At 67.4% G+C, this 22968-nt stretch carries 18 protein-coding genes, 1 pseudogene and 1 riboswitch (1 of these 20 only partly in view); of the genes and pseudogenes, 12 read left to right on the top strand and 7 right to left on the bottom strand.

Annotation, left to right across the window (positions count from 1 at the left end; all coding sequences use genetic code 11):
* The 3 genes and pseudogenes from GEV05_05885 to recR form a co-directional block, all read left to right on the top strand.
* Positions 1 to 644 (top strand): annotated as a pseudogene (locus tag GEV05_05885) (DNA polymerase III subunit gamma/tau); it begins 1234 nt to the left of the window's first position.
* A gap of 32 nt (positions 645 to 676) precedes the next feature.
* On the top strand, positions 677 to 1003 hold the full coding sequence (locus tag GEV05_05880) for a YbaB/EbfC family nucleoid-associated protein (protein ID MPZ42924.1): 327 nt from the start codon (positions 677 to 679) through the stop codon (positions 1001 to 1003).
* Positions 1004 to 1174: 171 nt separating this feature from the next.
* The gene (gene recR, locus GEV05_05875; protein MPZ42923.1) at positions 1175 to 1771 is read left to right on the top strand and encodes a recombination protein RecR; all 597 of its coding nucleotides are present in this window, start codon (positions 1175 to 1177) and stop codon (positions 1769 to 1771) included.
* Positions 1772 to 2027: 256 nt separating this feature from the next.
* On the opposite strand, the gene GEV05_05870 is transcribed toward recR, so the two are convergent.
* Positions 2028 to 3230, bottom strand: coding sequence for a pyridine nucleotide-disulfide oxidoreductase (locus tag GEV05_05870; protein ID MPZ42922.1), 1203 nt, complete (start codon positions 3228 to 3230; stop codon positions 2028 to 2030).
* Between the two features lie 119 nt (positions 3231 to 3349).
* Positions 3350 to 3580, top strand: a riboswitch (cobalamin riboswitch).
* A gap of 38 nt (positions 3581 to 3618) precedes the next feature.
* Here GEV05_05870 and GEV05_05865 point away from each other — a divergent pair.
* The 5 genes from GEV05_05865 (at position 3619) to GEV05_05845 (ending at position 9842) form a co-directional block, all read left to right on the top strand.
* Positions 3619 to 5715, top strand: coding sequence for a TonB-dependent receptor (locus GEV05_05865; protein ID MPZ42921.1), 2097 nt, complete (start codon positions 3619 to 3621; stop codon positions 5713 to 5715).
* Positions 5657 to 6736, top strand: a complete 1080-nt coding sequence (locus GEV05_05860; GenBank protein MPZ42920.1) for an iron chelate uptake ABC transporter family permease subunit — start codon at positions 5657 to 5659, stop codon at positions 6734 to 6736. Before GEV05_05865 ends, GEV05_05860 begins: the two co-directional genes overlap by 59 nt.
* A 35-nt stretch (positions 6737 to 6771) precedes the next feature.
* A complete protein-coding gene (locus tag GEV05_05855) occupies positions 6772 to 7530 on the top strand; it encodes an ATP-binding cassette domain-containing protein (GenBank protein ID MPZ42919.1) in 759 nt (252 codons plus the stop codon).
* A complete protein-coding gene (locus tag GEV05_05850) occupies positions 7482 to 8441 on the top strand; it encodes an ABC transporter substrate-binding protein (protein ID MPZ42918.1) in 960 nt (319 codons plus the stop codon). The genes GEV05_05855 and GEV05_05850 overlap by 49 nt, the downstream gene beginning before the upstream one ends.
* A gap of 240 nt (positions 8442 to 8681) precedes the next feature.
* Complete coding sequence (locus GEV05_05845; protein ID MPZ42917.1) at positions 8682 to 9842, top strand: pseudouridine synthase; 1161 nt, start codon at positions 8682 to 8684, stop codon at positions 9840 to 9842.
* On the opposite strand, the gene prmB is transcribed toward GEV05_05845, so the two are convergent.
* The 6 genes from prmB to queF all read right to left on the bottom strand — a co-directional run bounded on the left by prmB (position 9757) and on the right by queF (position 15357).
* The gene (prmB, locus tag GEV05_05840; GenBank protein MPZ42916.1) at positions 9757 to 10704 is read right to left on the bottom strand and encodes a 50S ribosomal protein L3 N(5)-glutamine methyltransferase; all 948 of its coding nucleotides are present in this window, start codon (positions 10702 to 10704) and stop codon (positions 9757 to 9759) included. The two genes, GEV05_05845 and prmB, sit on opposite strands and share 86 nt — an antisense overlap.
* 40 nt (positions 10705 to 10744) lie before the next feature.
* On the bottom strand, positions 10745 to 11872 hold the full coding sequence (locus GEV05_05835) for a PilT/PilU family type 4a pilus ATPase (GenBank protein MPZ42915.1): 1128 nt from the start codon (positions 11870 to 11872) through the stop codon (positions 10745 to 10747).
* 125 nt (positions 11873 to 11997) lie between these two features.
* Positions 11998 to 12819, bottom strand: coding sequence for a 2,3,4,5-tetrahydropyridine-2,6-dicarboxylate N-succinyltransferase (gene dapD / locus GEV05_05830; GenBank protein ID MPZ42914.1), 822 nt, complete (start codon positions 12817 to 12819; stop codon positions 11998 to 12000).
* Between the two features lie 6 nt (positions 12820 to 12825).
* Positions 12826 to 14040 (bottom strand): succinyldiaminopimelate transaminase, encoded by a 1215-nt coding sequence (locus tag GEV05_05825; GenBank protein ID MPZ42913.1) that lies wholly within the window; start codon positions 14038 to 14040, stop codon positions 12826 to 12828.
* Between the two features lie 90 nt (positions 14041 to 14130).
* Positions 14131 to 14865 carry a hypothetical protein gene (locus tag GEV05_05820; protein ID MPZ42912.1) on the bottom strand — a complete coding sequence of 245 codons (735 nt, stop codon included), beginning with the start codon at positions 14863 to 14865 and terminating at the stop codon, positions 14131 to 14133.
* A 69-nt stretch (positions 14866 to 14934) separates the two neighbouring features.
* On the bottom strand, positions 14935 to 15357 hold the full coding sequence (gene queF / locus GEV05_05815) for an NADPH-dependent 7-cyano-7-deazaguanine reductase QueF (protein ID MPZ42911.1): 423 nt from the start codon (positions 15355 to 15357) through the stop codon (positions 14935 to 14937).
* Positions 15358 to 15517: 160 nt separating this feature from the next.
* Here queF and smc point away from each other — a divergent pair, with 160 nt between their 5' ends.
* Genes smc through GEV05_05795 form a run of 4 tightly spaced genes read left to right on the top strand, consistent with a single transcriptional unit; the run spans position 15518 to position 22835 of the window.
* Positions 15518 to 19045, top strand: coding sequence for a chromosome segregation protein SMC (gene smc, locus GEV05_05810; GenBank protein MPZ42910.1), 3528 nt, complete (start codon positions 15518 to 15520; stop codon positions 19043 to 19045).
* 22 nt (positions 19046 to 19067) lie between these two features.
* The gene (locus GEV05_05805) at positions 19068 to 20255 is read left to right on the top strand and encodes a hypothetical protein (GenBank protein MPZ42909.1); all 1188 of its coding nucleotides are present in this window, start codon (positions 19068 to 19070) and stop codon (positions 20253 to 20255) included.
* Positions 20255 to 22273, top strand: a complete 2019-nt coding sequence (gene ligA, locus GEV05_05800; GenBank protein ID MPZ42908.1) for an NAD-dependent DNA ligase LigA — start codon at positions 20255 to 20257, stop codon at positions 22271 to 22273. Before GEV05_05805 ends, ligA begins: the two co-directional genes overlap by 1 nt.
* 4 nt (positions 22274 to 22277) lie before the next feature.
* Positions 22278 to 22835 carry a hypoxanthine-guanine phosphoribosyltransferase gene (locus tag GEV05_05795; GenBank protein ID MPZ42907.1) on the top strand — a complete coding sequence of 186 codons (558 nt, stop codon included), beginning with the start codon at positions 22278 to 22280 and terminating at the stop codon, positions 22833 to 22835.
* Positions 22836 to 22968 lie beyond the last annotated feature (133 nt).

Below are 22968 nucleotides of genomic sequence, written 5' to 3'. Positions count from 1 at the left end.
GCAGCGCGGTGGGTTCGAGCGGCAGCGCGGTGGGTTCGAGCGGCAGCGTGGCAGCGCGTTCTGCGCCGCGGCCGTCGATAGTGTCGCGAGATGCTGGAATTGATAGCGCAGATGCGCTTGGCAGCGGTCGAATCTCTCCCTCACCCCCAGCCCCTCTCCCGGCGGGAGAGGGGAGCCTTAGTCCTCCCTCTCCCTCCGGGAGAGGGACCGAGGGTGAGGGAAAGAAGCCAGCGCGGACCAATCCGGCCGATGCCCCGCAATCGGCGCTTACCGACTGGTCCGGCGCCCTGGGCGCGATGAAGCTTTCTGGAATGGCGCGGCAACTCGCGCAGAACTGCGAGCTCGTGGGAGAATCGAACGATGTAGTCGAGTTGCGGCTGGCCGAAGGGCACAAGCACCTGCTGGAGAAAGGCCCGCAGGAGCGGCTGCGGGGCGCGCTCGAAGAACATCTGGGACGCGCAATCCGGTTGAAGATCGCGCTCGGTCAGCCGGTCGGCATGACGCCGGCGGTAATGGACGAGCAGGAGCGGCGCAGCAAGCTCGCCAGTGCGGCCCGAGCGCTCGATGCGGACCCGTTCGTGCGCGATCTGGTGGAGAACCTGGGGGCGCGCGTCGTGCCGGATTCGATCAAACCGCAACGCTGATATCCACGCGGCATCGGAAAGACGAGGTCGAAATGATGAAAGGCGGCTTGGCGCAGCTCATGAAGCAAGCGCAGCAGATGCAGGACAACATGCGCAAGGTGCAGGAAAGCCTTGCCAGCGTCGAGGTCGAAGGCCAGTCTGGCGCCGGGATGGTGAAGGTCGTCATGACCTGCCGCAACGACGTCAAGCGCGTGAGCATCGATCCCAGCCTGCTGACCGACGACAAGGACATGCTGGAGGATCTGATCGCGGCGGCGTTCAACGATGCCGTGCGCAAGGCCGAGGCGACCTCGCAGGAAAAGATGGCGGGCTTCACCGCCGGCCTCAACCTGCCGCCGGGGATGAAGCTGCCGTTCTGATGCGGCCTGGTCCGAATATTTCAGTGCGCCGGCCCGATTGAACTCCGTGTGCCGGGGTGGGAAGCTTCCGATGAAATATCCGGGCATCGGCGACATACTGCCGTCGTATGGGCTGCGCCGCCTGCGCGTGCGCGGCCGGCAAAGCGCGCCGCGTCACGACAGATCCTCTTCATGAAGAATCCGCCGAGCCTCGAGACGCTCATCTCCGCGCTACGCTGCCTTCCCGGCGTGGGTGCGAAGTCGGCGCAGCGCATGGCCTTCCATCTCCTGCAGCGCGACCGCGAGGGCGCGTCCCGGCTCGGCAATGCGCTGTTGCAGGTGCTGCAAACGCTGGGGCATTGCGAGCGCTGCAACAGCTTCAGCGAAACGCCGGTGTGCGCCTTGTGCGCCTCGCCGCAGCGCGATGCCTCGGTCCTGTGCGTGGTGGAAACGCCCGCCGATCTCATGATGCTGGAGCAGGCGCAGTGCTTCAACGGCCTTTACTTCGTCCTCATGGGGCGGCTGTCGCCGCTCGACGGCATCGGGCCCAAGGACATCCATCTGGATCGCATGATCGAGCGCGCGCTCGACGGCAGCGTGAAGGAAGTGGTGCTGGCGACCAACTTCACCAACGAAGGCGAGGCTACCGCGCATTTCATCGGCGAGATGCTGGCCGCGCGGGGGCTCAAGGTCACGCGCATCGCCCGCGGTCTGCCGGTCGGCGGCGAGATCGAGCACGTGGATAGCGGCACGCTCGCGCGGGCCGTGATCGAGCGGCGCGGGATTTGATGCGCCGTTGCTGGATACACACACCACCCCGTCCGCGCATTGCGCGTCCCGCCCCTCCTTGCCAGGAGGGGAACTCGCATAACTTCGCTGCGGTATGCCACATCACCCTGTCCGCGCATTGCGCGTCCCGCCCCTCCTTGACAGGAGGGGAGCTCGCATACTTCCCCCTCCTCGTCGAGGAGGGGTGCCGGCGAAGGAGGCGGGGTGGTCGGTTTGAGGCGCGACGCGTAGTGCGCGGGTGGGCGGCCTCAGTTGATCAGCCGATGGCAACAGCCGGATCGACCAGCCGCTGCGCATCGGCCTCGCCGCCCGCGGCAAGCAATTTGCGAAACGCCAGATGGTCGCGCGGGGCGTTCACCGTATCGACTGCGATCAGCCTGCCAGCGCGCAGATACATGACGCTGAAGGCCCTCGCTGCCGGGCTCCCGCGCATCAGCGTTCCATCGTGGCCCTGCGACAGGCCGGCAATCTGCAGTCGCAGGTCGTATTGATTCGACCAGAACCAGGGCAGCTCGGCGTACGCGCGTTCCTTGCCGGCAAGGTTCGACGCTGCTGCGCGGGCCTGGTCGATCGCGTTCTGCACCGACTCCAGGCGCATGCGCGCGCCGAGCAGCGCATTCGGATGGTTGCTGCAGTCGCCGGCGGCGTGGATATTCGGGTCGGCGGTGCGCGTGAACTCGTCCACGACGATGCCGTTGTCGCACGCGAGCCCCGCTTCGGCCGCGAGCTCCACGTTGGGGTCGATCCCGATGCCCACGATGACCAGGTCGGCCGCAACCGGGCCTTCGTTGCAGACGACCGACGCGACCCGCGCCGAGCCTTCCAGCGCCTCGATGCGCATGCCGCAGTGAATCTCGGCCCCTTGGGCACGATGCGCTTCGGCAAAGAAGTCGGCGACGATCGGCCCGCTGACCCGGCCCAGGATGCGCTCGGCGGCTTCCAGGACGACGACGTTCATGCCGGCCTTCGCCGCCACGGCGGCGGCCTCCAGTCCGATGTAGCCGGCGCCGATGACGACCGCACGCTTGCCCGCGGCCATGTCGGCGCGAATCGCTTGCACGTCGGCGAGGGTTCGCAGGTAATGCACGCCGGCGAGGTCCGCACCCGGTACGGATAGCTTGCGCGGGCGGCTTCCGGTCGCCAGCAGGAGCTTCGAATACGCGAGCGTTTCGCCGCCATTGAACCGCACGCGCATGACGTCGCGCTCGATGGCGTCTACGCGGGTGCCGAGCTTCAATTCGATGTTGCGCTCGGCGTAGAACTTCTCCGGCTTCAGCAGCAGCTGCTCGGCGCTCATCTGCCCGGCCAGGAAATGCTTCGATAGCGGCGGGCGCTGATAGGGCGCGAAAGCTTCCTCGCCCACGATCGCAATGGCGCCGCCATAGCCTTGCTCGCGCAACGTCACCGCCGCTACTCCGGCCGCCTGCCCCGCACCCACGATCACAACGCGCTCTGTCATGTCTTTCGCTTCATCCCTTGCAGCCTGCCGGCCAATCGATCGAAGGCGCAGCCGCATCGATCAACCTCGATTGTACGTGCTGGCGCCTGGCGCGCGCCGCTTGGTCGCTCCGATCGCCCTATAATCGGATCGTTCCAGGTGCGCTTGCCGCCTTTTGGCGGCCGGCGAGAATCGGGAAACAGGGACCGGCTCCGGCCGGCAACCTGTGCTGCCCCCGCAACGGTAAGCGAGTGCGGGTGCGACCGGCGGATTGCGCAGGCGATCCGCAGCCACTGCGCCCACGCGGCCGCGGGAAGGCGTCGCACCAAGACTCGTCAGCCCGGAGACCGGCCTGGAGCCTTCTGCCACGACGACTGCCCGCGGGTTGGCGGGTTCAGGGAGGTTCACCATGAAGCAGTCCGGTTCGCGCGCCGCGGTAAGTCATGCGGCCGGCGCGCTGTCCATCGTCCTCGTATCGTTGTGCCACGCGGCGCAGACCCAGCGCGCACCCGAGGTGATCGTCTCGGCCACTCGCTTCGAGCAGTCGGTCGAGCAGCTTGCGGTCAATGCATCCGTCATCACAGCCGAAGACATCGCACGCAGTGCCGCGCGCACGCTGCCGGAGCTTCTCGGCACGCGGGCGGGGCTCGTCAGCCGCGATCTCTTCGGCAACAACGCGGCGCTGGCGGCGGTCGACATGCGTGGTTTCGGCGCGACGGCGGCGCAGAACACGCTCATCCTGGTCGACGGCAGGCGGCTGAACGACATCGATCAGTCCGGCGTGCAATGGTCATCGGTCCCGCTGGATGCGATCGAGCGCATCGAGATTTTGCGCGGCAGCGGAGCGGTCCAGTACGGCGACGGCGCCAGCGCCGGCGTGATCAACATCATCACCCGCCATCCCGCGCGCAGTGGCAACCGCGCGAGCGCTACTGCGCGTTATGGCAGCTGGGATACTCGTGAGCTGAGCGGTTCACTGAACGCGTTCGGCGAGAGCGCCGGGTTGCACGCGTTCGCGCGCAATTTCGAGTCGGGCGGCTACCGCGACAACAACCACAACCGCGAGACCAACCTCGCCTTGCGCGCAACCTGGATCGGGGATCGGGCGGATGCGACGCTGCGCCTGGCCGCCGATCGGCAGGGATTGCGCCTGCCGGGCGCACGCCAGGTGCAGCCGAGCGCCGGCATCGACCAGCTCGAGAGCGACCGCCGCGGCACGTCGACGCCGCTCGATTATGCGCAGCGCGACGGTAACCAGGCGGCGCTCGACTTGCGCTGGCAGCTGGGGGCCGGCGAGCTCGTCCTCGGCCTGGGCTATCGGGACAAGGATCAGCGCTCGTACTTCGACTTCGGCGGTTTCCCGGATTACCGCGACATCGCGCTGGACGTGTTCACCGTGCAGCCGCGCTATCGCTGGCAGGGCAGGGCGCTCGGCGCCGGCCATGCGATCGTTCTGGGCATCGACCTCGCGCGCTGGGATTACCGCCTGCTGCGCTCCAATTCGCCGGCGAACGTCGGCCAACCGTTCAACACGATCGACGCGACCCAGGACAACGATGCAATCTACGCGCTCGATACCATCGAGCTGAGTCAGCGGGTGTCGCTCAATCTCGGCGCACGCAGCGAGCGGATGCGCATCTCGGCTTCCGACCGGTTCGACGCGACGGCACCGGGCGGCGCGTTCGGCTCCGGTGCCCCCGCGGCAAACGATCGGCAGCATGGTTATGCCTACGAAGTAGGCTTGCGCATCGGCGTCGCGAAGGACGCTGCGCTGATCGTTCGCACTGCGCGCAGCTTCCGCTTCGCCACCGTGGACGAGATCTACGAGCCGTCGGCCGCGTTCACGCAGCAGTTCCAGTTCCTGCGCCCGCAGCGCGCGAAGACCTACGAAGTCGGCATGGCGCTGGGTCCGAAGCTGCCGTGGCTGCAGGCGAGCATATTTCGCATGGACGTGGACGACGAGATCCACCTGGACCCGTTCTCCACCGGGGTGGGGAACCGCAACCTGCCGCCGCTGCGGCGGACCGGTTTCGAGCTGGAGATGCGCCAGGCACTCGGTTCGTCGTTGCAGATTTTCGGCAGTTATACCTTCACCCGCGCCCGCTTCCGTTCTGGCGTGCTGCCGGGCTCGGCCTTCACCACGACCGACATCGACCTGGCCGGGCGCACGGTGCCGTTGGTGCCGAAGCACAAGCTCGATCTCGCGCTCGACTGGCGGATCGGGCCCGATACCCGGCTGCATGCTAGAGCGGCGTACGTGTCGGCGCAGTACATGGAGAACGACGAAGGCAACACGTTCGGGCGCCGCATTCCCGCCTACACGGTGGCGGATTTGAAGCTTCAGCACCGCATGGGCGCATGGGCGGCAAGCATCGGCATCACGAATCTGTTCGAGCGCAAATATTTCGCTTATGCGATACGCAGCCAGTTCGTGGCCGATCGCTTCAATGCCTATCCGCTGCCGGAGCGCTCGTTCTGGGTTGCGCTGGAGTACAACGGGCTGTGAGGAACGAGCCGCGGTGAGTCGTGCATCGGCGCTGCGAGGCATCGGGATCGCTGCACTGGCTGCGCTCGGCGCGCTCGCGCTCGCCGTCGCAAGCGGAGCCGAGTGGATTCCCCTCGATCGGCTCGCCGCCATTCTCACCGGCTCGGAGAAGGGAATTCACGCCGATATCGTGCTCGGCCTGCGGCTGCCGCGCGCGCTTGCGGCGTTCTCGGCCGGCGGGTTGCTCGCGCTTGCCGGCGCGCTCATGCAGATCCTGTTGCGCAACCCGCTCGCCGACCCTTATGTGCTCGGGCTCGCCGGAGGCGCGGGGACGGGGGCGCTCGGCGCCATGCTGCTGGGATTGCAGGCGTCGCTGGTGATCGGGTGTGCTTGGAGCGGCGCTCTGCTATCCGTCGCGCTCGTGCTAACGCTGGGCAGCCGCAGCCTGCTCGTCCCCGCGACCGGGCGCGAAGCCGATCAGCCGCTGCGTCTGTTGCTGATCGGTGTGGCTCTCGCGACCGGCTGGGCGGCGGCGATCATGCTCGTGCTCGCGCTGGCGCCGGACGCGAGCCTGCGCGGGATGCTGTTCTGGCTGATGGGCGATCTCGACGGTGCCGAGGCGTTCGCGCCGCCCGCGATCGCGCTGGCGCTGCTGCTCGCTCTGGCGCTGGCTTTCGGCCGCGACTGCAACGTGCTGATGCGCGGAGCCGATGCGGCCCGCACGCTCGGCGTCTCCGTGCATCGGCTGCGCCTCGCCCTCATGCTGCTCGCTTCGGCCGCGACCGCATTCGCGGTCACCACCGTGGGCACCATCGGCTTCGTGGGGCTGATCGTGCCCAATGCCGTTCGCATCATGGCCGGCAACGATCAGCGCCTGGCGCTCCCGGCCTGTGTGCTGGGCGGCGGTGCGCTGCTGGTACTGGCCGATACGCTGGCCCGGACGGTTGTCGCGCCCACGCAGCTTCCGGTGGGTGCGGTGATGGCGCTGGCGGGCGTACCGGCCTTCATCTGGCTCGTCGTACGGCGCCCGCAACAGTCATGAATCCGCACGGCATCCAAACGACCGTTGCGCTCGCCATGCACGAACTGCGCGTGCGCGCTGGCGCTCGGATCCTGATCGAGAGTCTGAGCCTGAATATTGGGAGCGGCGAGCGCTGGTGCCTGCTCGGTCCCAACGGCAGCGGCAAGTCCACACTGCTCCATACCCTGGCGGGACTGCGCGCACCCGATGCCGGTTCGGTCGCGCTCTTCGGCACCCCGTGGGCGCAATGGAATCCGCGTGCAGCCGCGCGCGTGCGGGGCTTGCTGCTGCAGGAACATAGCGACGCGTTCAGCGCCGGCGTGCTCGAAACCGTGCTGGTCGGACGCCATCCGCACATCGGCCGCTTCGGCTGGGAAAGCGAGGACGATCTGCGGCGTGCGACCGATGCACTGGCGCGGGTCGATCTGAGCGGGTTCGCCGAGCGCGACGTGCTCACGCTTTCGGGCGGAGAGCGGCAACGCGTTGCGCTGGCGACGCTGTTGGCTCAGGACCCGGAGCTGTTCCTGCTCGACGAGCCGACCGCTCACCTGGATCTCGCGCATCAGGCGGCCATGTTCGAGCACTTGTCTTCGCTCGCGCGCGAGAGAGGCCGCACCCTCGTGTTCGCAACCCACGATTGCAACCTGGCTGTGCGCTTCGCCACACACGCGCTGTTATTGGACGGGCAGGGAGGCGCCAGCTGCGGGGTGGCGCGCAGCGTGCTCGATGCGGATCGACTGTCGCACCTGTTCGGCTTTCCGTTGGCATGGGCGCACTCGACGCATGCGTCCGGTTTCGTGCCGCGATGGTCATGATCGCTGCGCGACGATTGGCCCGGTTTGTCGTGCTGGGTACGCTGCCGCTTCTCGCGCTGTCGTTAATCGAGACAGGGGTCGCCGCCGCCGTCGCAGCGATCGACGACAGCGGTCGAAGCGTGCGCCTCGAGCAGCCGGCGCGACGTATCGTCGCCCTGGCGCCGCATTTGACCGAGCTGCTGTTCGAGGCGGGCGCGGGCGGCGCGATCGTCGGGGCGGCTGCCTACAGCGACCATCCGCCGGCAGCAAGGTCCATCCCTCGCATCGGCGATGCGCACGCGCTCGATCTGGAACGGATCGTCGCGCTGCGGCCCGATCTGGTCGTGGCATGGACCAGCGGGAGCCCGCAACGGCAGCTGGCACGGCTGCGCGCGCTCGGCCTGGCTGTGTTCCAGAACGAGCCGCAGGATCTCGATGCCATTGCGAGCACCATCGAGCGCCTGGGCGTTCTGGCTGGCACATCGGCGCTGGCGCAAGCTCGCGCTGCGGCTTTTCGCCGCGATCTCGCTCGTATCCGGGCCGCGCATGGTGGTGAACCTCCGGTGCGGGTGTTCTACCAGGTGGCGGATCGACCGCTGCTGACCATCAGCAGCGGGCACGTCATCGCCGATGCGCTGCGCGTTTGCGGGGCGGTGAACGTCTTCGCCTCAAACCGTCACTGGCTGCCGCGGCCGAGCCGCGAGGCGGTATTGCTGGCCGATCCGGATGCGATCGTGGCCGCCGCTATCCCGGACGGGCCGGACGCGCTGGCCGGTTGGCGGCGGTGGACGACGCTGCGTGCGGTCGGGTCGGGCCGCCTCTTCACGGTCGACCCGAGCTCGCTGCACCGGGCGACCCCACGCATCCTGCAAGGGATCGAGCTCTTGTGCCGGCACATGCGTGCCGCAAGAGCAGGCAGCGCCACGAGATAGCGGGAATCGGAAGCTATTGTGCATTCTGCATTGTCGGCTTGGGGAAGGGGCTTGGGTAAGGCCCGGCAAGAATCGCCCAAGGATCAGGCAACAATCGCCCAAGGATCAGGCAAAGGGTCTGGGCGGGGCAGGCGCCTCGATCTGGTATTCTCCGCCGTACCCCTCCACCCCCGCCACGAGCTGCACGGCCGAAGGCAAAGCGCCGCGGTTGCATCTCCGCCCTTGGGCTCGCCTCCATTCATGTCTTCACGCAACGCCAAGCGGCCATTGACCAGGCCGTCCAAGCGGCCATTCCGCAGGCCCGCCAAGCGCAGCCCCGATGCTCCGCGCGGCCCGGGCGGCCCCAGGGCAAGGAGCCGCGCCGCAGCTTACGAACCAGGCGAAGCCGCTGGACCGGGTCAGGCTCGGGCGCGCTTCCGGCCCCGGGGTCCGGCACCGGCAGGCAGCCGGCCGGGACAGGGACATCGCCCTGGGCTCGCGGCGGCAGCACGCGGTATTCATCCGAGCCAGGAGACGCCCACCAGCAAATTGCAGAAGCGGCTCGCCGAGGCGGGCCTCGGATCGCGGCGGGCGATGGAAGAGCTCATTCAATCAGGTCAGGTTATGGTTAACGGCCGGGTAGCGCAGCTCGGTCTGCGTGTCGGACCCGCAGACCGGATCGTGGTGGCCGGCGAACCGCTGGCGCAAAGACGTCTCGCGCGTCTCGCGCGCCAGGCGCGCGAGACGCGCGTCGTGCTCTATCACAAGCCCGAGGGCGAGATCGTATCCCGGCGCGATCCCGAAGGACGGCCGAGCGTGTTCGATCGCGTTCCCGTCGTTCAGCGCGGCCGCTGGCTCGCGGTCGGACGGCTCGACTTCAACACCTGTGGCCTGCTGCTATTCACCGATTCCGGCGAGCTGGCCAATCACCTGACGCACCCGCGTTTTCAGCAGCCGCGCGACTACGCCGTGCGCATCGTCGGCAGCCTCACGCCCGAGCAGATACGAAGCTTTCGCAGCGGCATCGCGCTCGATGACGGTCCGGCCCGGTTCGAGCTGCTGGAGCCGCAGGGCGGCGAGGGCACCAACCGCTGGTATCGCGTGCGCGTGCGCGAAGGACGCAATCGGTTGGTGCGGCGGATGTTCGCGGCAGCCGGAATCACCGTGAGCCGCCTCATGCGCACGCGCTTCGGTCCGTTCGAGCTGCCGCCGCGACTCAAACGCGGTCACTGGCTGCGGCTCGATGCGCAGGAAGTCGAACGCGCCCTGCAGCAGCTCGAGCCCAAGCCATCGAGCCCGACGCCGCAGCCTGCAGGAAAACGGCCGGCGCAGCGCTTCAGCCGCCCGCGCGCGCCGCAGGCAACTGCGGGCGATTCAACACGAAGACCGCATCGTCCACGCCGTCCAGCTCGATCCAGGTGAAGGCCGTGCGGGGATAGGCCGCTTCGACAGCGGGCCGGGCATGGCCCACCTCCATGACGAGCAGCCCATGCGGGCGCAGATGCGCGCGTGCTGCGGCCAGAATGCGCCGCACGACATCCAGCCCGTCGTCGCCGCCCGCCAATGCCAGCGCCGGCTCGTGGCGGTACTCGGGCGGCAGCTGCGACATGACCGCCGAGCGCACGTAGGGCGGATTGGCGATGATGAGCTCATAACGACGCCGCTTGATGGGCGCGAACAGATCGCCCTGGATGAGCTCGATGCGCTCGTTCAATCCGTAGTCGCCGACGTTGTCCCGCGCTACCTCCAGCGCCTCGGCCGACACGTCCAGCGCATCGATGTGCGCGTGCGGCAAGGCAAGCGCGGCCAGCACCGCCAGGCAGCCCGATCCGGTGCAGAGCTCCAGCACCTGCCCGACGCGCTCCGGTTGCTCGATCCAGGGCGACAGCTCGCCCAGCAGCCAATGGCCGATGTAGGAGCGCGGAACGATCGCGCGCGCGTCGACGCGGAAGCGATGCGGGCCGATCCACGCCTCGTGCGTCAGATAGGCGGCGGGGAGGCGCTCGCGCACTCTTCGCTGCAGCAGACCGACAACGGCTCGGACTTCGCTGCGCGCGAGGCGCGCGTCGAGAAACGATTCGGCCTGAGCGGGCGCCAAGTGCAGGGCGTGGCGCACCAGGTAGAACGCTTCATCGAGCGCGTTGTCGGTGCCGTGACCGTAGGAAAGTCGGGCTTCGTTGAAGCGCGAGACACCGAAGCGGACCAGGTCGCGCACCGTGCGCAAGCGCGCAGCCGCTTCCTTGTACTCGTCTTCCAGGCGCACCGCACCGAGCCGGTCTTGCATCGGGCGCCTGCGGATGGCGTCGGCTGACGGGGGATCCGGGCTAGATGTTGAGCCGGATGCTGGACAGGTCGTCCGCCTGCGCTGTCTTGCGGCTGGATTCGGGGCTCGTTCCCTTTGCATTGTCGATGAGCCAGGACAGGTTCGTGGCCGAATCGGCGTGTGCAAGCGCTTCATCGAGCGCAATGACGCCCTGGGTGTAGAGCCCGTACAGCGATTGCTCGAAAGTCTGAGACCCAGGCGCCAGGCTTTGCTCCATCGCGTCCTTGATCTGATCGATCTCGCTGCTCTTGATGAGCTCCTGGATGTGCTTGGTGTTCATCAGGATTTCCGCCGCCGGGCAGAGCTTGCCCTGCAGGTCGCGCACCAGGCGCTGCGAAACGATCGCGCGCAGGCTTACCGCCAGGTCCATCAGCAGGCTGTTGCGGGCATCGTGCGGAAAGAAATTGATGACGCGGTTGAGCGCGTAGTAGCTGTTGTTCGCGTGCACAGTGGTGAGGCACAGGTGGCCGGTCTGCGCATAGGCGAGTGCAGCCTGGAAGGTCTCGCGGTCGCGGCACTCGCCGATCAGGATCACGTCCGGCGCCTCTCGCATCGCGTTGACCAGCGCGTTGGAATAGGAACGGGTATCGATTCCCACCTCGCGCTGATTGACGATGCTCTTGGCGTGCCGATACATGAACTCGATCGGATCCTCGATGGTGAGGATGTGTCCTGACTTGGACTGGTTGCGATGATTGATCATCGCCGCCAGCGTGCTGGATTTTCCCGAACCGGTGGAGCCGACCACCATGATGAGGCCGCGCTTTTCCATCACCACGTCCTTGAGCACCGGCGGCAGGCGCAGTTCCTCGATGGACGGAATCGCGACCTTGATATGACGGATGACCATCGCCACGGCGCCGCGTTGACGGAACGCGTTCACGCGGAAACTGCCCACGCCCGACTCGATCAGGGAGAAATTGATCTCGAGCTCGGCTTCGAAGATCTTGATCTGCTCCGGGGTCATGCATTCGTAGGCCAACTTCTGCACGGCCGCGGGGTCCAGGACCTGGGCGTTGATCGGCATCACCTCACCCTGGATCTTGATCTGGATCGGCGAGCCGGCCGTGAAGAACATGTCCGAGGCCTGCTTTTCGGCCATGAGCTTGAACAAAGGCGTGAGTACCATGCCGTTCTCCCGATTTCCCGGCTGTTCCAAGACAACCTCCAGTAACGGCCTCGACCGTGGCGACTGAAGCCCGGGCCCGCCCGCGCAGGCCCGCCCTGGCGGCGGCGCCGGCGCGGGGCAAGCGCTCAATCGCCGCGCAGAAGCTCGTTGATGCTCGTCTTGGCGCGGGTCTTGGCGTCCACCTGCTTGACGATGACTGCGCAGTACAAGGAATACTTGCCGTCGGCCGAGGGCAGCGACCCGGGAACGACCACCGACCCGAGCGGGATCCTGCCGTAGCTCACCTCGCCGCTGTCGCGATGGTAGATGCGGGTGCTTTGGCCGATGAAAACGCCCATGGAGATGACGCTGCCGGCGCCGACCACCACGCCTTCGACGATCTCGGAGCGGGCGCCGATGAAGCAGTCGTCCTCGATGATGGTCGGATTGGCCTGCAACGGCTCCAGCACCCCGCCGATTCCGACGCCGCCCGACAGGTGCACGTTGCGCCCGATCTGCGCGCACGAGCCGACGGTGGCCCAGGTATCGACCATGGTGCCTTCATCGACATAGGCGCCAATGTTGACGTAGGAGGGCATGAGCACCACGTTGCGCGCGACATACGCGCCGCGGCGCGCGGTTGCCGGCGGCACGACGCGAAATCCCTCGACCGAGAAGCGTTCGGCCGTGTACTGCGCAAACTTCGACGGCACCTTGTCGTAATAGCGCGTGCCAGCGCCTTCGGTCAGCACGTTGTCCTCGAGGCGGAAGGAAAGCAATACCGCCTTCTTGATCCACTGATGCGTGACCCAGTCTTCGCCCGACTTCTCCGCGACCCGCAGCTCGCCGCGATCGAGGCCCTCGATCACCGTGGCGACCGCATCGCGGACCGCGGCGGGGGCGCTGGCCGGGGAAATCGTGGTTCGTTGCTCGAAGGCGTCTTCGATCGTGCGCTGCAAGTCGTCCATGGCGGGCTACAGGCCTTTATAGAAATCGCGCAGCCGCTGCGCAGCCTCGACGCACTCCGCGGTGGATGCCACGAGCGCGATGCGAACGTAATTCTCCCCTGGATTCACGCCTCGCGCCGTGCGTGCGAGATAGCTCCCCGGCAGAACGCTGACATTGTATTCGGCATGGAAGCGGCGGGCGAACTCGGTATCGGCGATCGGCGTGGGCAGCCACAGGTAGAAGGCGGCCTGCGGACGCCGGGCCGGAACCGCGTCGCCCAGCACCTCGAGCACCGCATCGAACTTTTCCTTGTACAGGCGCCGGTTCTCGACCACGTGCGCCTCGTCCTGCCAGGCGGCCAGGCTCGCGGCGAAATTGGCCGGCGGCATGGCGCCACCCTGGTAGGTGCGATAGAGCAGATAAGGCTTGAGCACCGCCGCATCGCCCGCGACGAATCCCGAGCGCAGCCCGGGCGAATTGGAGCGCTTGGAGAGACTGGAGAGCATCACCAGGCGCGGAAAGCCGTCCCGGCCCAGTGCGCGCGCGGCCTGCATGCCGCCGAGCGGCGCCGAGCCCTCGTCGAAATAGATCTCCGAATAACACTCGTCGGATGCGATCACGAAGCCGTAGCGGTCGGAGAGCCGGAATAATTGCCGCCAGTCTGCCAGCGTCATGACTGCGCCGGTCGGATTGCCCGGAGAGCAGACGTATGTGAGCTGCGTGCGCGCCCACACTGAATCGGAGATCTGGCCCGGGTTCAATGCGAAGGCGCCTTCGGCGGTGGCGAAGCCGCCCTCGGCGGTGGTGTTGAAGAACTCGGGCCGCGCGCCGGCGAGAAGCGCCGCGCCTTCGTAGATCTGGTAGAAGGGATTGGGCATTACCACCACCGGATCGGGCCGCGTCCGGTCCACCACCGCCTGCGCGAGACCGAACAGGGCTTCGCGGCTGCCGTTCACCGGGATGATTTGCGTCCGGTAGTCGACGCCGGGCAACCCGTAGCGCTTCTCCATCCAGCCAGCGATTACCTTGCGCAGGCTCGATTCGCCCAGGGTGCTGGGATAGAGCGCGAGCCCGTCGAGCCCTGCGCTCAGGGCGTCGCGGATGAATTGTGGTGTCGGATGCTTCGGCTCGCCGATGTAGAGCCGGATCGGGCTTAAGCCGCTATTGGGTTGCACCCCCTTGAGCAGGTCGTTGAGACGCTGGAACGCATAGGGCTGCAGATCGTTCAGGCTGGGATTCACGTGCGCTCGGCCGAGGCGGGAGATGGCGCGATTATATGGGCCGCCATGCGCGGCGTGCGGGAATCGACGTGGCGGCGCCCGGCTCGGGCGTCACGGCCCGACGTACGAAGGAACGAGCGGGCGCATCCAGAACGGCGTGAAATCCGGCGTGGCCCCGCGATAAACGATGGACGGCGGTGCCCACAGCGCCGCCAGCAGGTGGCGCTCGACTTCCGGATCGGGCACTTCGATGTTTTCGTGGCGCATGTAGTCGGCCACCAACTCGGCGCGCGCGGAATGGGCGTAAGCGCCGGCTGCTTTCAGGCCGACGGATCCGCCGTAGCGGCGGTACAGGGCGGCGTCGAGTTTTGCCTGTTCGATCCAGTGCGCGACGGTCGCCGTCGAAAGTTCCGGCGGCGCTAGCGCGCCGCGCGCCACATCGGCCTCGTACGCGGCCAGCCGCCGCAAGACCGCGCGGAACTCGACCAGGCGCTCATGCTCGGCAGCGCTCATTTCGGCGCCCATGTGAACCAGCCGGGCTTCGAGCTCCGCCAGCTTTTGCGCGCGTTGCGCCCGATCGTGCCGGGCGAAGGCGCGCTCGTGGGCGCGCACCGCTTCGATCTCGTCCGCCGTTGCCTGCAATCCCTGCGTGGCGACGAAACGGTGCCCGGCTCGGTCTCGAATCTCGCGCAGCAGCTCGGCCGCGCATGTCCGGGCGTCGGTCGCGTGCAAATCCTCGCAGCGGATCTCCTCCACGCCGATGCGGGCGGCAACGCGCTCGGCGGCGCTCGTCGTTGCGCTCGCAACGCCGGCAAGCACGACGCCGAGCACGGCCAGCCGACGCACGCTAGCAGCCGCGAGGACGAAGTGCCATCGAGGCGTTTGCCGCTCGAGCGCCATCGTGGCCCTCTGGCCTCAGCCGGCGCGGCCGCTCGGCTGGGGGGAAATGGCATCGAGCGCCACCGGCGGCGGCGCGGACCAGCCGCGGGCGCGATGCTCGGCCACGATGGTGGTGAAAATACCGCCGCGCACGTAGAAGCGCGCTTCGAGGCGCATGTAGCGCGGCGCGATCGACTGCACCAGGTCGTCGAGAATCTGGTTGGTTACGGCTTCGTGGAACGCGCCGCGGTCGCGATACGACCAGATGTAGAGCTTCAGGCTCTTCAGCTCGACACAGCGCCGATCGGGGATGTAGTCGAGCACGAGCGTGGCGAAATCCGGTTGCCCGGTCTTCGGGCACAGGCACGTAAACTCCGGGATTTCCATGTGCACCCGGTAGTCGCGCGCGGGTTGCGGATTGGGAAAGCTCTGCAGGCGTCGGCTTGGTCGCGTCGGCATGAATGTTCGGGGTTAACACGCGAACCAAATCGGTTAAAATCGCCCTCGCTCAACGTCGCTGCTTTGCGCCGCCGCTTTGGCCATGGTGAAAATACATGCGCCAAAGCTCATGCGCGGGCGAGCTCCACAACCGCGCCATTATAAGTCCAGAAGCACGCACTTGCGCCTCAAGGAAATCAAGCTCGCCGGGTTCAAATCGTTCGTCGACCCGACGCACATTCCGATTCCAGGCCAGATCGTCGGCGTGGTCGGTCCCAACGGCTGCGGCAAATCGAACGTGATCGACGCCGTGCGCTGGGTGCTCGGCGAAAGCTCGGCCCGGCACCTGCGCGGCGAAACCATGCAGGACGTGATCTTCAACGGCGCGGGCGAGCGCAAGCCCGGCCATCGCGCCTCGGTCGAGCTCATCTTCGACAACAGCCTCGGCAAGGCCGCGGGCGAATGGTCGGCCTACGCCGAGATCGCGATCAAGCGCGTGCTCGAGCGCGAAGGGGCTTCCGAGTACTACATCAACGGTATCCACGTGCGCCGGCGCGATGTGGCCGATCTCTTTCTCGGCACGGGCGTCGGGGCGCGCGCCTACGGCATCATCGAGCAGGGCATGATCTCGCAGATCATCGAGGCCAAGCCGGAAGAGCTGCGGGTGTTCCTGGAAGAAGCCGCCGGCGTGTCGAAGTATCGCGAGCGCCGGCGCGAGACCGAGCTTCGCATCGGCGATACGCGCGACAACCTGCAGCGGGTGACCGACATTCGCGAAGAGCTCGGCAAGCAGCTGGAGAAACTGCAGGACCAGGCCGAGGTGGCGGCGAAGTATCGCAGCCTGCAGGACGCCCTGAGCAATACGCACCAGCTCATGTGGTTCGTGCGCAAGCAGGAGGCGCAGGCCCAGGGCGCTCGGCTCGCGCGCGAGCTGGAGCGCATCCTGGTCGAGACCGAAGCGGAGAACGCGCGCTTGGCCGACGCGCAGAAGCGCTCCGAGTCGCTGCGGGTCGAGTTCTACGCGGCCAACGACCGGGTATCGAAGGCCCAGGGGGAGTTCTTCCAGGCGGGATCGGAAGTCGCACGGCTGGAGCAGCAACTGCAGTTCCTGCGCGACAGCCGCGCTCGTGTGCAAGCGCAGCTCACGCAGGTCGATGCCGATCTGCAGCAGTGCGAGGCGCAGCTCGCGCAGTCCGAGGCGAGCTGCGAAGACTGGCGCGCGCAGCTCACGCAAGCCGACGAGCACTCGCACGGGCTGGCCGCACGCGTGGCGGCCGAGGCAGAACGCCTGCCGGTTGCAGAGGCGAGATTCCGCGACACCCAGGAATCCGTGCGCGGCGCACGCGACGAGCTCGCGCGCTGCGAACAGGAACGGCAGGTTCAGGCCACCCGTCGCGAGCACGCCGACAAGCTGCTGCAGCAGCTGGAAGGCCGCAGCGCTCGCCTGCAGCAGGAGCACGCGGCCCTGGTCGCGCCGGACGGCGCCGTTTTATCCGGCCTGCGCGCCGAGTCGACCGAGGTCGATCGCGAGCTGCAGCAGCTGCGCGCAGCACTGGAGCGCGACGAGGCCGAATTACCGGGTCGCGAGCAGACAACCCGCGAAGCACAGCAGTCGGCCGAGACTACCGCCAGCCGTGTTACGGCCCTGGACGCGCGCCGCTCGGCGCTCGCGGCGTTGCAGGCCAGGCTTGCGCGCGGCGAACACATCAAGGCCTGGCTCGAACAGCATGGGCTCGAAGGCCACCGCCGACTGTGGCAATCTTTGCGCATCGAGCAGGGCTGGGAAGACGCGCTCGAAGCGGTGCTGGAAGAGCGCCTGAACGCCGTCGCGGTCGAGCGCATGGAGCCCGGCCAATCGTGGTGGCGCGAAAGTCCGCCTGCCAAGCTGGCGATTTTCAGCGCCGAGAACGGCGCCGAGGCGCCGCGTCTGGAACCGTGGCAGGGATTGCAGCCGCTGCTTGCCTTCGTGCGCTGTCTCGACGCCGCCGTGGCGGCGGTCGTTCCGGAATGGCTCGGCACCGTCTATGTCGCCGAATCGGCCGAAGCGGCGCTGGAGCTGCGTCATCAGGCGCCGGCAGGGGCGATCCTGGTCACGCGCGAAGGTCACGTCTTCACCCGCCACAGCGTGAGTTTCCATGCGCCGGACAACGAGCTGCACGGGGTGATGTCGCGCCAGCGCGAGATCGACGACATCGGCACGCAGATCGAAGCCGAGCAGGCGGTGCTGAACGACCGGCGGCGCAGCGCCGACGAGCGCGAGCAGGCGCTGGCCGCGCTGCGCAACCGCATCGCATCGCTGCGCTTCGAGATCGACACCGCGCAGGAGCGCGCGCACGGGCTCGAGCTGGAAATTCTGCGCCTGTCGGAACAGGCCGATCGCACCACCCAGCGCGGGGCACAGATCGAGGCCGAGGTGGCCGAGATCGGCACCCAGGGCGGACAGGAAAGCGAGCATCGCAGCGCGGCTCAAGCCGAGCTGTCACGCCTGGAAGCGGTGCGCGCCGAGCTCACGCAGCGCATGCAGGAAGCCGAAGCGGCGTATCGCCTGTGCGAGCAGGAAGTCGCGGCGCAACGACAAGCGCTGCAGGAGGCAGAAAAGGAGTCGCAGGCTGCGCAGTTCACGCAGCGAACCTGTGCCCAGCGTATCGAAGATCTGCAGGCGACGCTGCAAAATCTCGCGCAGCAGCGCGCGCGCCTGCAGCAGCAGCGCGCCGAGCTCGAAGCCGATCAGGCGCGCTTCGACGAGGCCCCGCTGGTCGGCGAACTGCAAGGCGCATTGAGCGTGCGCAGCGAGCGCGAGCAGGCGCTCGCGCAGGTGCGCGATGCGCAGCAGGGGCTGGAGAACGAGCTGCGCCAGATCGAGCAGGAGCGCCTCGGCGCAGAGCAACGCTTGAATCCGTTGCGCGACAAGACCAACGACCTGCGCCTGAAGGCGCAGGAGGCGCGACTGACCGAGGAGCAATTCGAGGGACAGCTGGCCGAAGCCGGCGCCGACCAGGGCGCATTGCGCGCGCAGCTGGAGAAGGGCGTGCGCTCGAGCCATCTGAACGCCGACATCGTGCGCCTGAACGAAGAGATCGCCGCGCTCGGCGCGGTCAACCTGGCCGCCCTGGAAGAGCTCACGGCCGCGCGCGAGCGCAAGATCTACCTCGACACCCAGTCGGCCGATCTGGAGCAGGCGCTCGATACCCTGGAGAACGCGATCCGGCGCATCGATCGCGAGACGCGCGAGCTGCTCGCGGCCACGTTCGAAGCCGTGAACCGGCATTTCGGCGAGATGTTCCCGTCGCTGTTCGGCGGCGGCAATGCCAAGCTGGTCCTTACCGGCGACGAGATCCTGGATGCCGGCATCCAGGTGATCGCGCAGCCCCCGGGCAAGCGCAACAGCTCGATCCATTTGCTTTCGGGCGGCGAAAAGGCGCTGACCGCGCTGGCGCTCATCTTCTCGATGTTCCAGCTCAACCCGGCGCCGTTCTGCCTCCTGGACGAAGTGGACGCGCCGCTGGACGATTCGAATACGCTGCGCTTCTGCGCCCTGGTGAGGAAGATGGCGGCGGAAACCCAGTTCATGTTCATCAGTCACAACAAGCTCACGATGGAGATCGCCGAGCAGCTGATCGGGGTTACCATGCAGGAGCTGGGAGTATCTCGCGTCGTCGCGGTCGACATCGAAGAGGCTCTGAAGCTCACCGAGAAACAAGCAGCCTGATCCTTCGACAGGACTCTTCGCCATGAGCGATTTGCAGCTCGGCCTGATCGTTGTCGGCATCCTGGTGGTCGCTGGCGTTTACGCGTTCAACCGCTTCCAGGAGCTGCAGCTGCGCCGCCGGGTCGAAAGCCGCTTCGCGCAGCCGCCCGAAGACGTCCTGATGGGCGACCCGACCACGCCTACGGCGCGAGCCGATGAAGAGCGCATAGAGCCGAGCTTCGGCGTGCCGGCGGACGAGGCGGGTGTTGCCGAGCCGCCTTCCGAACCGCCCGCTGAGCCGTCGTTGCAACCGGTTACCGAGCCGGCCTCCGAGCCCGTCGCAATGCATGCGCACCCATCCGCCGCAACGACAACCGCGACAGCTGCGGCTGCGGTATCCGTTCCAGACGCACCGCCGGTGGACGTGGCGATCGATTATGTGTGCAGCATCGAAGCACCGGAACCGATCGGTGTGGCGACGCTGGAGCGATTTGCGAAAGCGGTGAACGCGATCGGCAAGCCGGTTGCGGTGCATGGGTGGAGCGCCCGAGGCGGCGATTGGGTCGCGCTGCCCGGCAGCGGCGGCTCGGCGATCACGCGCGTGCAGGCTGCGCTGCAGCTGGCCGATCGCGCCGGCGCGATCAATCGGGTGCAGCTGTCGAGCTTGCGCGACCTCGCGCTGCAGCTGGCGGAGCGCATCGGCGGCGCATGCCGTTGCGCGGATATCGATCAGGCCGCGAAGCTCGCCGCCGATATCGATCGCTTCTGTAGCCAGGTGGACGTATCGGTCGGTTGCAACGTCGTACCGCGCAGCGGCGCTGCGCTGCCCGGCACCAAGGTCCGCGGTCTGCTGGAATCGGCGGGCTTCGCGCTCGAACCGAGCGGACGCTTCGTACTGCGCGCCGAGGACGGCCGCATCCTGCTCTGCGCCGACGACATCGAGGGCGCCGCACTCACCGCGGAACGGCTGCGCTCGGGCCCGGTTGCGGGCTTCACGCTTTCGATGGACGTCCCGCGCGTGAGCGGCGGGTCGCGGGTGTTCGAGCGCATGATCGAGCTTGCGCGCCATCTCGCGCACAAGCTCGACGCGGTCGTGGTGGACGACAACCGGGCCGAGCTCACCGATGCAGGCTTGAAGGTCATCCGCGCGCAGCTCAAGTCGGTGCACGCCGCTATGGAAGCCCAGGGCATTCCCCCCGGCGGAGCGCTGGCGGCGCGCCTTTTCTCCTGATGGATCGGGCGCGGCTCAGCCGCAGTCATGCTAGAGCGCTGCGCAAGGAGATTGTGCACCACAATTACCTCTACTACGTGCTCGATGCGCCGGAGATCACCGACGCCGAGTACGACGCGCTCTTTCGCGAGCTGGAGGCGATCGAGCAGACCCATCCCGAGTGGATCACGCCCGATTCGCCCACGCAGCGCGTCGGCGCCACGCCGCTCACTCAGCTTGCTGCGGTCACGCACCGCGTGCCGATGCTCTCGCTCGGCAACGCCTTCAGCGAAGACGAAGTCGAGGGCTTCGACCGGCGCGTGCGCGAGGCGCTGGATGCCAGCCGCATCGAGTATTCGTGCGAGCCGAAGTTCGACGGACTCGCCGTTACGCTGGCCTACGAGGGCGGACGCTTCGTACAGGGCGCAACCCGAGGCGACGGCTATACCGGCGAGGACGTAAGCACGAACCTGCGCACGATCCGGGCCATTCCGCTCACACTCGACTCGAAGCGTGCACCGCGCCTGCTCGAAGTTCGCGGCGAAGTCCTCATGCTCAAACGCTCGTTCGCGCAGCTCAACGAGCGCCAGAGCGAGCGCGGCGAGCGTACCTTCGTCAATGCCCGCAACGCGGCCGCGGGCTCGCTGCGCCAGCTCGATCCGAAACTCACCGCGGCGCGCCCACTCACCTTCTTCGCCTACGGCATCGGGGCGACCGAGGGTTATGAGCCACCCGCGAAGCATTCGGATCTGCTCGAATTTCTGCACGAGTTGCGTTTCCGCGTAGCGCCGGAGCGACGCGTCGTCCGCGGTGTCGAAGGGCTGCTCGGCTACTACCGAGAGATCGGCGAGCAGCGCGCCGAGCTGCCGTACGACATCGACGGGGTCGTCTACAAGGTGAATTCGCTGCGCCAGCAGGCGGCACTCGGATTCGTCTCGCGCGCCCCGCGCTTTGCTCTGGCGCACAAGTTTCCGGCCGAAGAGGCCACCACGACCGTGACCGGGATCGAAGTGCAGGTCGGCCGCACCGGGGCGCTGACCCCCGTGGCGCGGCTGCAGCCCGTGTTCGTCGGCGGCGTGACGGTGACCAACGCCACGCTGCACAACGAAGACGAAGTCCGGCGCAAGGACGTGCGCATCGGCGATAGCGTGGTGGTGCGCCGCGCCGGCGACGTGATCCCGGAAGTCGTGCGCGTGCTGACCGAGCGCCGGCCGGCCGATGCGCGCATCTTCCACATGCCCAAGCACTGCCCCGTGTGCGGCTCGGATGTCTACCGCGAGCCCGATGAAGCCGTGAGCCGCTGCGCGGGCGGGCTGGTCTGCGCGGCGCAGCGCAAGCAGGCGCTGCTGCATTTCGCCTCGCGCCGGGCGATCGACATCGACGGTTTCGGCGAGAAGATCGTCGATCAGCTGGTGGAGCGGGGGATGCTGCACACGCCGGCCGACATCTATCGGCTGAGCGTGGATCAGCTCGCCTCGCTCGATCGCATGGGCGAAAAGTCCGCCGCCAATCTGTGCGCGGCGATCGACCGCAGCCGCCGCACGACCCTGCCGCGGCTGGTGTATGCGCTCGGAATACGGCATGTCGGGGAAGCGACCGCGCGCGATCTCACCAACCACTTCGGCAGCCTGGACGGCATCGTGCATGCCGACGAGGAGGCGCTCCTGCAGGTTTCCGAAGTTGGCGCCGTGATCGCCGCCAGCATCGCGCGCTTCTTCGCCGAACCGCACAATCGGGAAGTCATCGATGCGCTGCGCAAGGCGGGCGTCGCCTGGCCCGAAGGCAAGCCGAAGAAGGCGAGCTCGAACGGCCCCGAAGCCGGCAAGACCTTCGTGCTCACCGGCACGCTGCCCAATCTCAGTCGGGACGAAGCGCGTGACATGATTCAGGGCGCGGGCGGCAAGGTGAGCGGCAGCGTGTCGAAGAAGACCGATTATGTCGTGGCCGGGGCCGATCCCGGGTCGAAGCTTGCCAGGGCCGAGGAGCTCGGTGTGGCCGTGATCGATGAAGCGCAGTTGCTGCAACTGCTGGGACGATGAGGGCATGCTGAGTCCCGATGAAGCCTGGCGGATACTGCATTCGGCCGAGCGGCTTGTGCGCGCAGCCGAGATCGACGCCACCCTGCAGCGCCTTGCTGGCGAGATCGCGGCACGCATTGCGGATCGCACGCCGCTGGTGCTGACGGTCATGGGCGGTGCGGTCGTATTCAGCGGGCATCTGCTGCCGCTGCTCGCGTTCCCGCTGGAGCTCGACTATGTCCACGTGACGCGCTACGGCGATACCACCCGCGGCGGAAGCCTGGAATGGAAGGTTCGCCCGCGCATACCGGTTCAGGGCCGCACCGTGCTCGTGCTCGACGACATCCTGGACGAAGGCATCACGCTGGCCGCGATCCGAGACGGGCTGGTGGCCGAGGGGGCGAAGGATGTCCATTGCGCCGTGTTCGCGGACAAGTCGATCGGGCGCAGCAAGCCGATCGCGGCGGATTTCGTCGGCATCACGTTGCCGAATCGATACGTGTTCGGCTTCGGCATGGACGTTCACGGCGCCTGGCGCAACCTGCCCGAGATCTATGCCCTGAGCGAGTCGAACCGGCTTTGATTTTCGCGCTGGAGGGATGCCCTGCCAGCGCGCCGTATTCGGGCGTATGAGCTTGTGCACGCGCAGGGAAGTGCGGGCACGAACGGTGCTTAATTTCTTTTCCACCCACCGGCACAATCGCCCCATCTAACAA

The organism is Betaproteobacteria bacterium (assembly GCA_009377585.1).
GTDB lineage: Bacteria > Pseudomonadota > Gammaproteobacteria > Burkholderiales > WYBJ01 > WYBJ01.
This window is presented reverse-complemented; position numbering and strand designations above follow the sequence as displayed.

Bases quoted from the DNA above. Each gene is read 5' to 3' on its own strand.
- GEV05_05880 (MPZ42924.1), top strand. From the start codon at position 677: ATGATGAAAGGCGGCTTGGCGCAGCTCATGAAGCAAGCGCAGCAGATG.
- recR (MPZ42923.1), top strand. From the start codon at position 1,175: ATGAAGAATCCGCCGAGCCTCGAGACGCTCATCTCCGCGCTACGCTGC.
- GEV05_05870 (MPZ42922.1), bottom strand. From the start codon at position 3,230: ATGACAGAGCGCGTTGTGATCGTGGGTGCGGGGCAGGCGGCCGGAGTA.
- GEV05_05865 (MPZ42921.1), top strand. From the start codon at position 3,619: ATGAAGCAGTCCGGTTCGCGCGCCGCGGTAAGTCATGCGGCCGGCGCG.
- GEV05_05860 (MPZ42920.1), top strand. From the start codon at position 5,657: ATGCCTATCCGCTGCCGGAGCGCTCGTTCTGGGTTGCGCTGGAGTACA.
- GEV05_05855 (MPZ42919.1), top strand. From the start codon at position 6,772: ATGCACGAACTGCGCGTGCGCGCTGGCGCTCGGATCCTGATCGAGAGT.
- GEV05_05850 (MPZ42918.1), top strand. From the start codon at position 7,482: ATGGGCGCACTCGACGCATGCGTCCGGTTTCGTGCCGCGATGGTCATG.
- GEV05_05845 (MPZ42917.1), top strand. From the start codon at position 8,682: ATGTCTTCACGCAACGCCAAGCGGCCATTGACCAGGCCGTCCAAGCGG.
- prmB (MPZ42916.1), bottom strand. From the start codon at position 10,704: ATGCAAGACCGGCTCGGTGCGGTGCGCCTGGAAGACGAGTACAAGGAA.
- GEV05_05835 (MPZ42915.1), bottom strand. From the start codon at position 11,872: ATGGTACTCACGCCTTTGTTCAAGCTCATGGCCGAAAAGCAGGCCTCG.
- dapD (MPZ42914.1), bottom strand. From the start codon at position 12,819: ATGGACGACTTGCAGCGCACGATCGAAGACGCCTTCGAGCAACGAACC.
- queF (MPZ42911.1), bottom strand. From the start codon at position 15,357: ATGCCGACGCGACCAAGCCGACGCCTGCAGAGCTTTCCCAATCCGCAA.
- GEV05_05805 (MPZ42909.1), top strand. From the start codon at position 19,068: ATGAGCGATTTGCAGCTCGGCCTGATCGTTGTCGGCATCCTGGTGGTC.
- ligA (MPZ42908.1), top strand. From the start codon at position 20,255: ATGGATCGGGCGCGGCTCAGCCGCAGTCATGCTAGAGCGCTGCGCAAG.
- GEV05_05795 (MPZ42907.1), top strand. From the start codon at position 22,278: ATGCTGAGTCCCGATGAAGCCTGGCGGATACTGCATTCGGCCGAGCGG.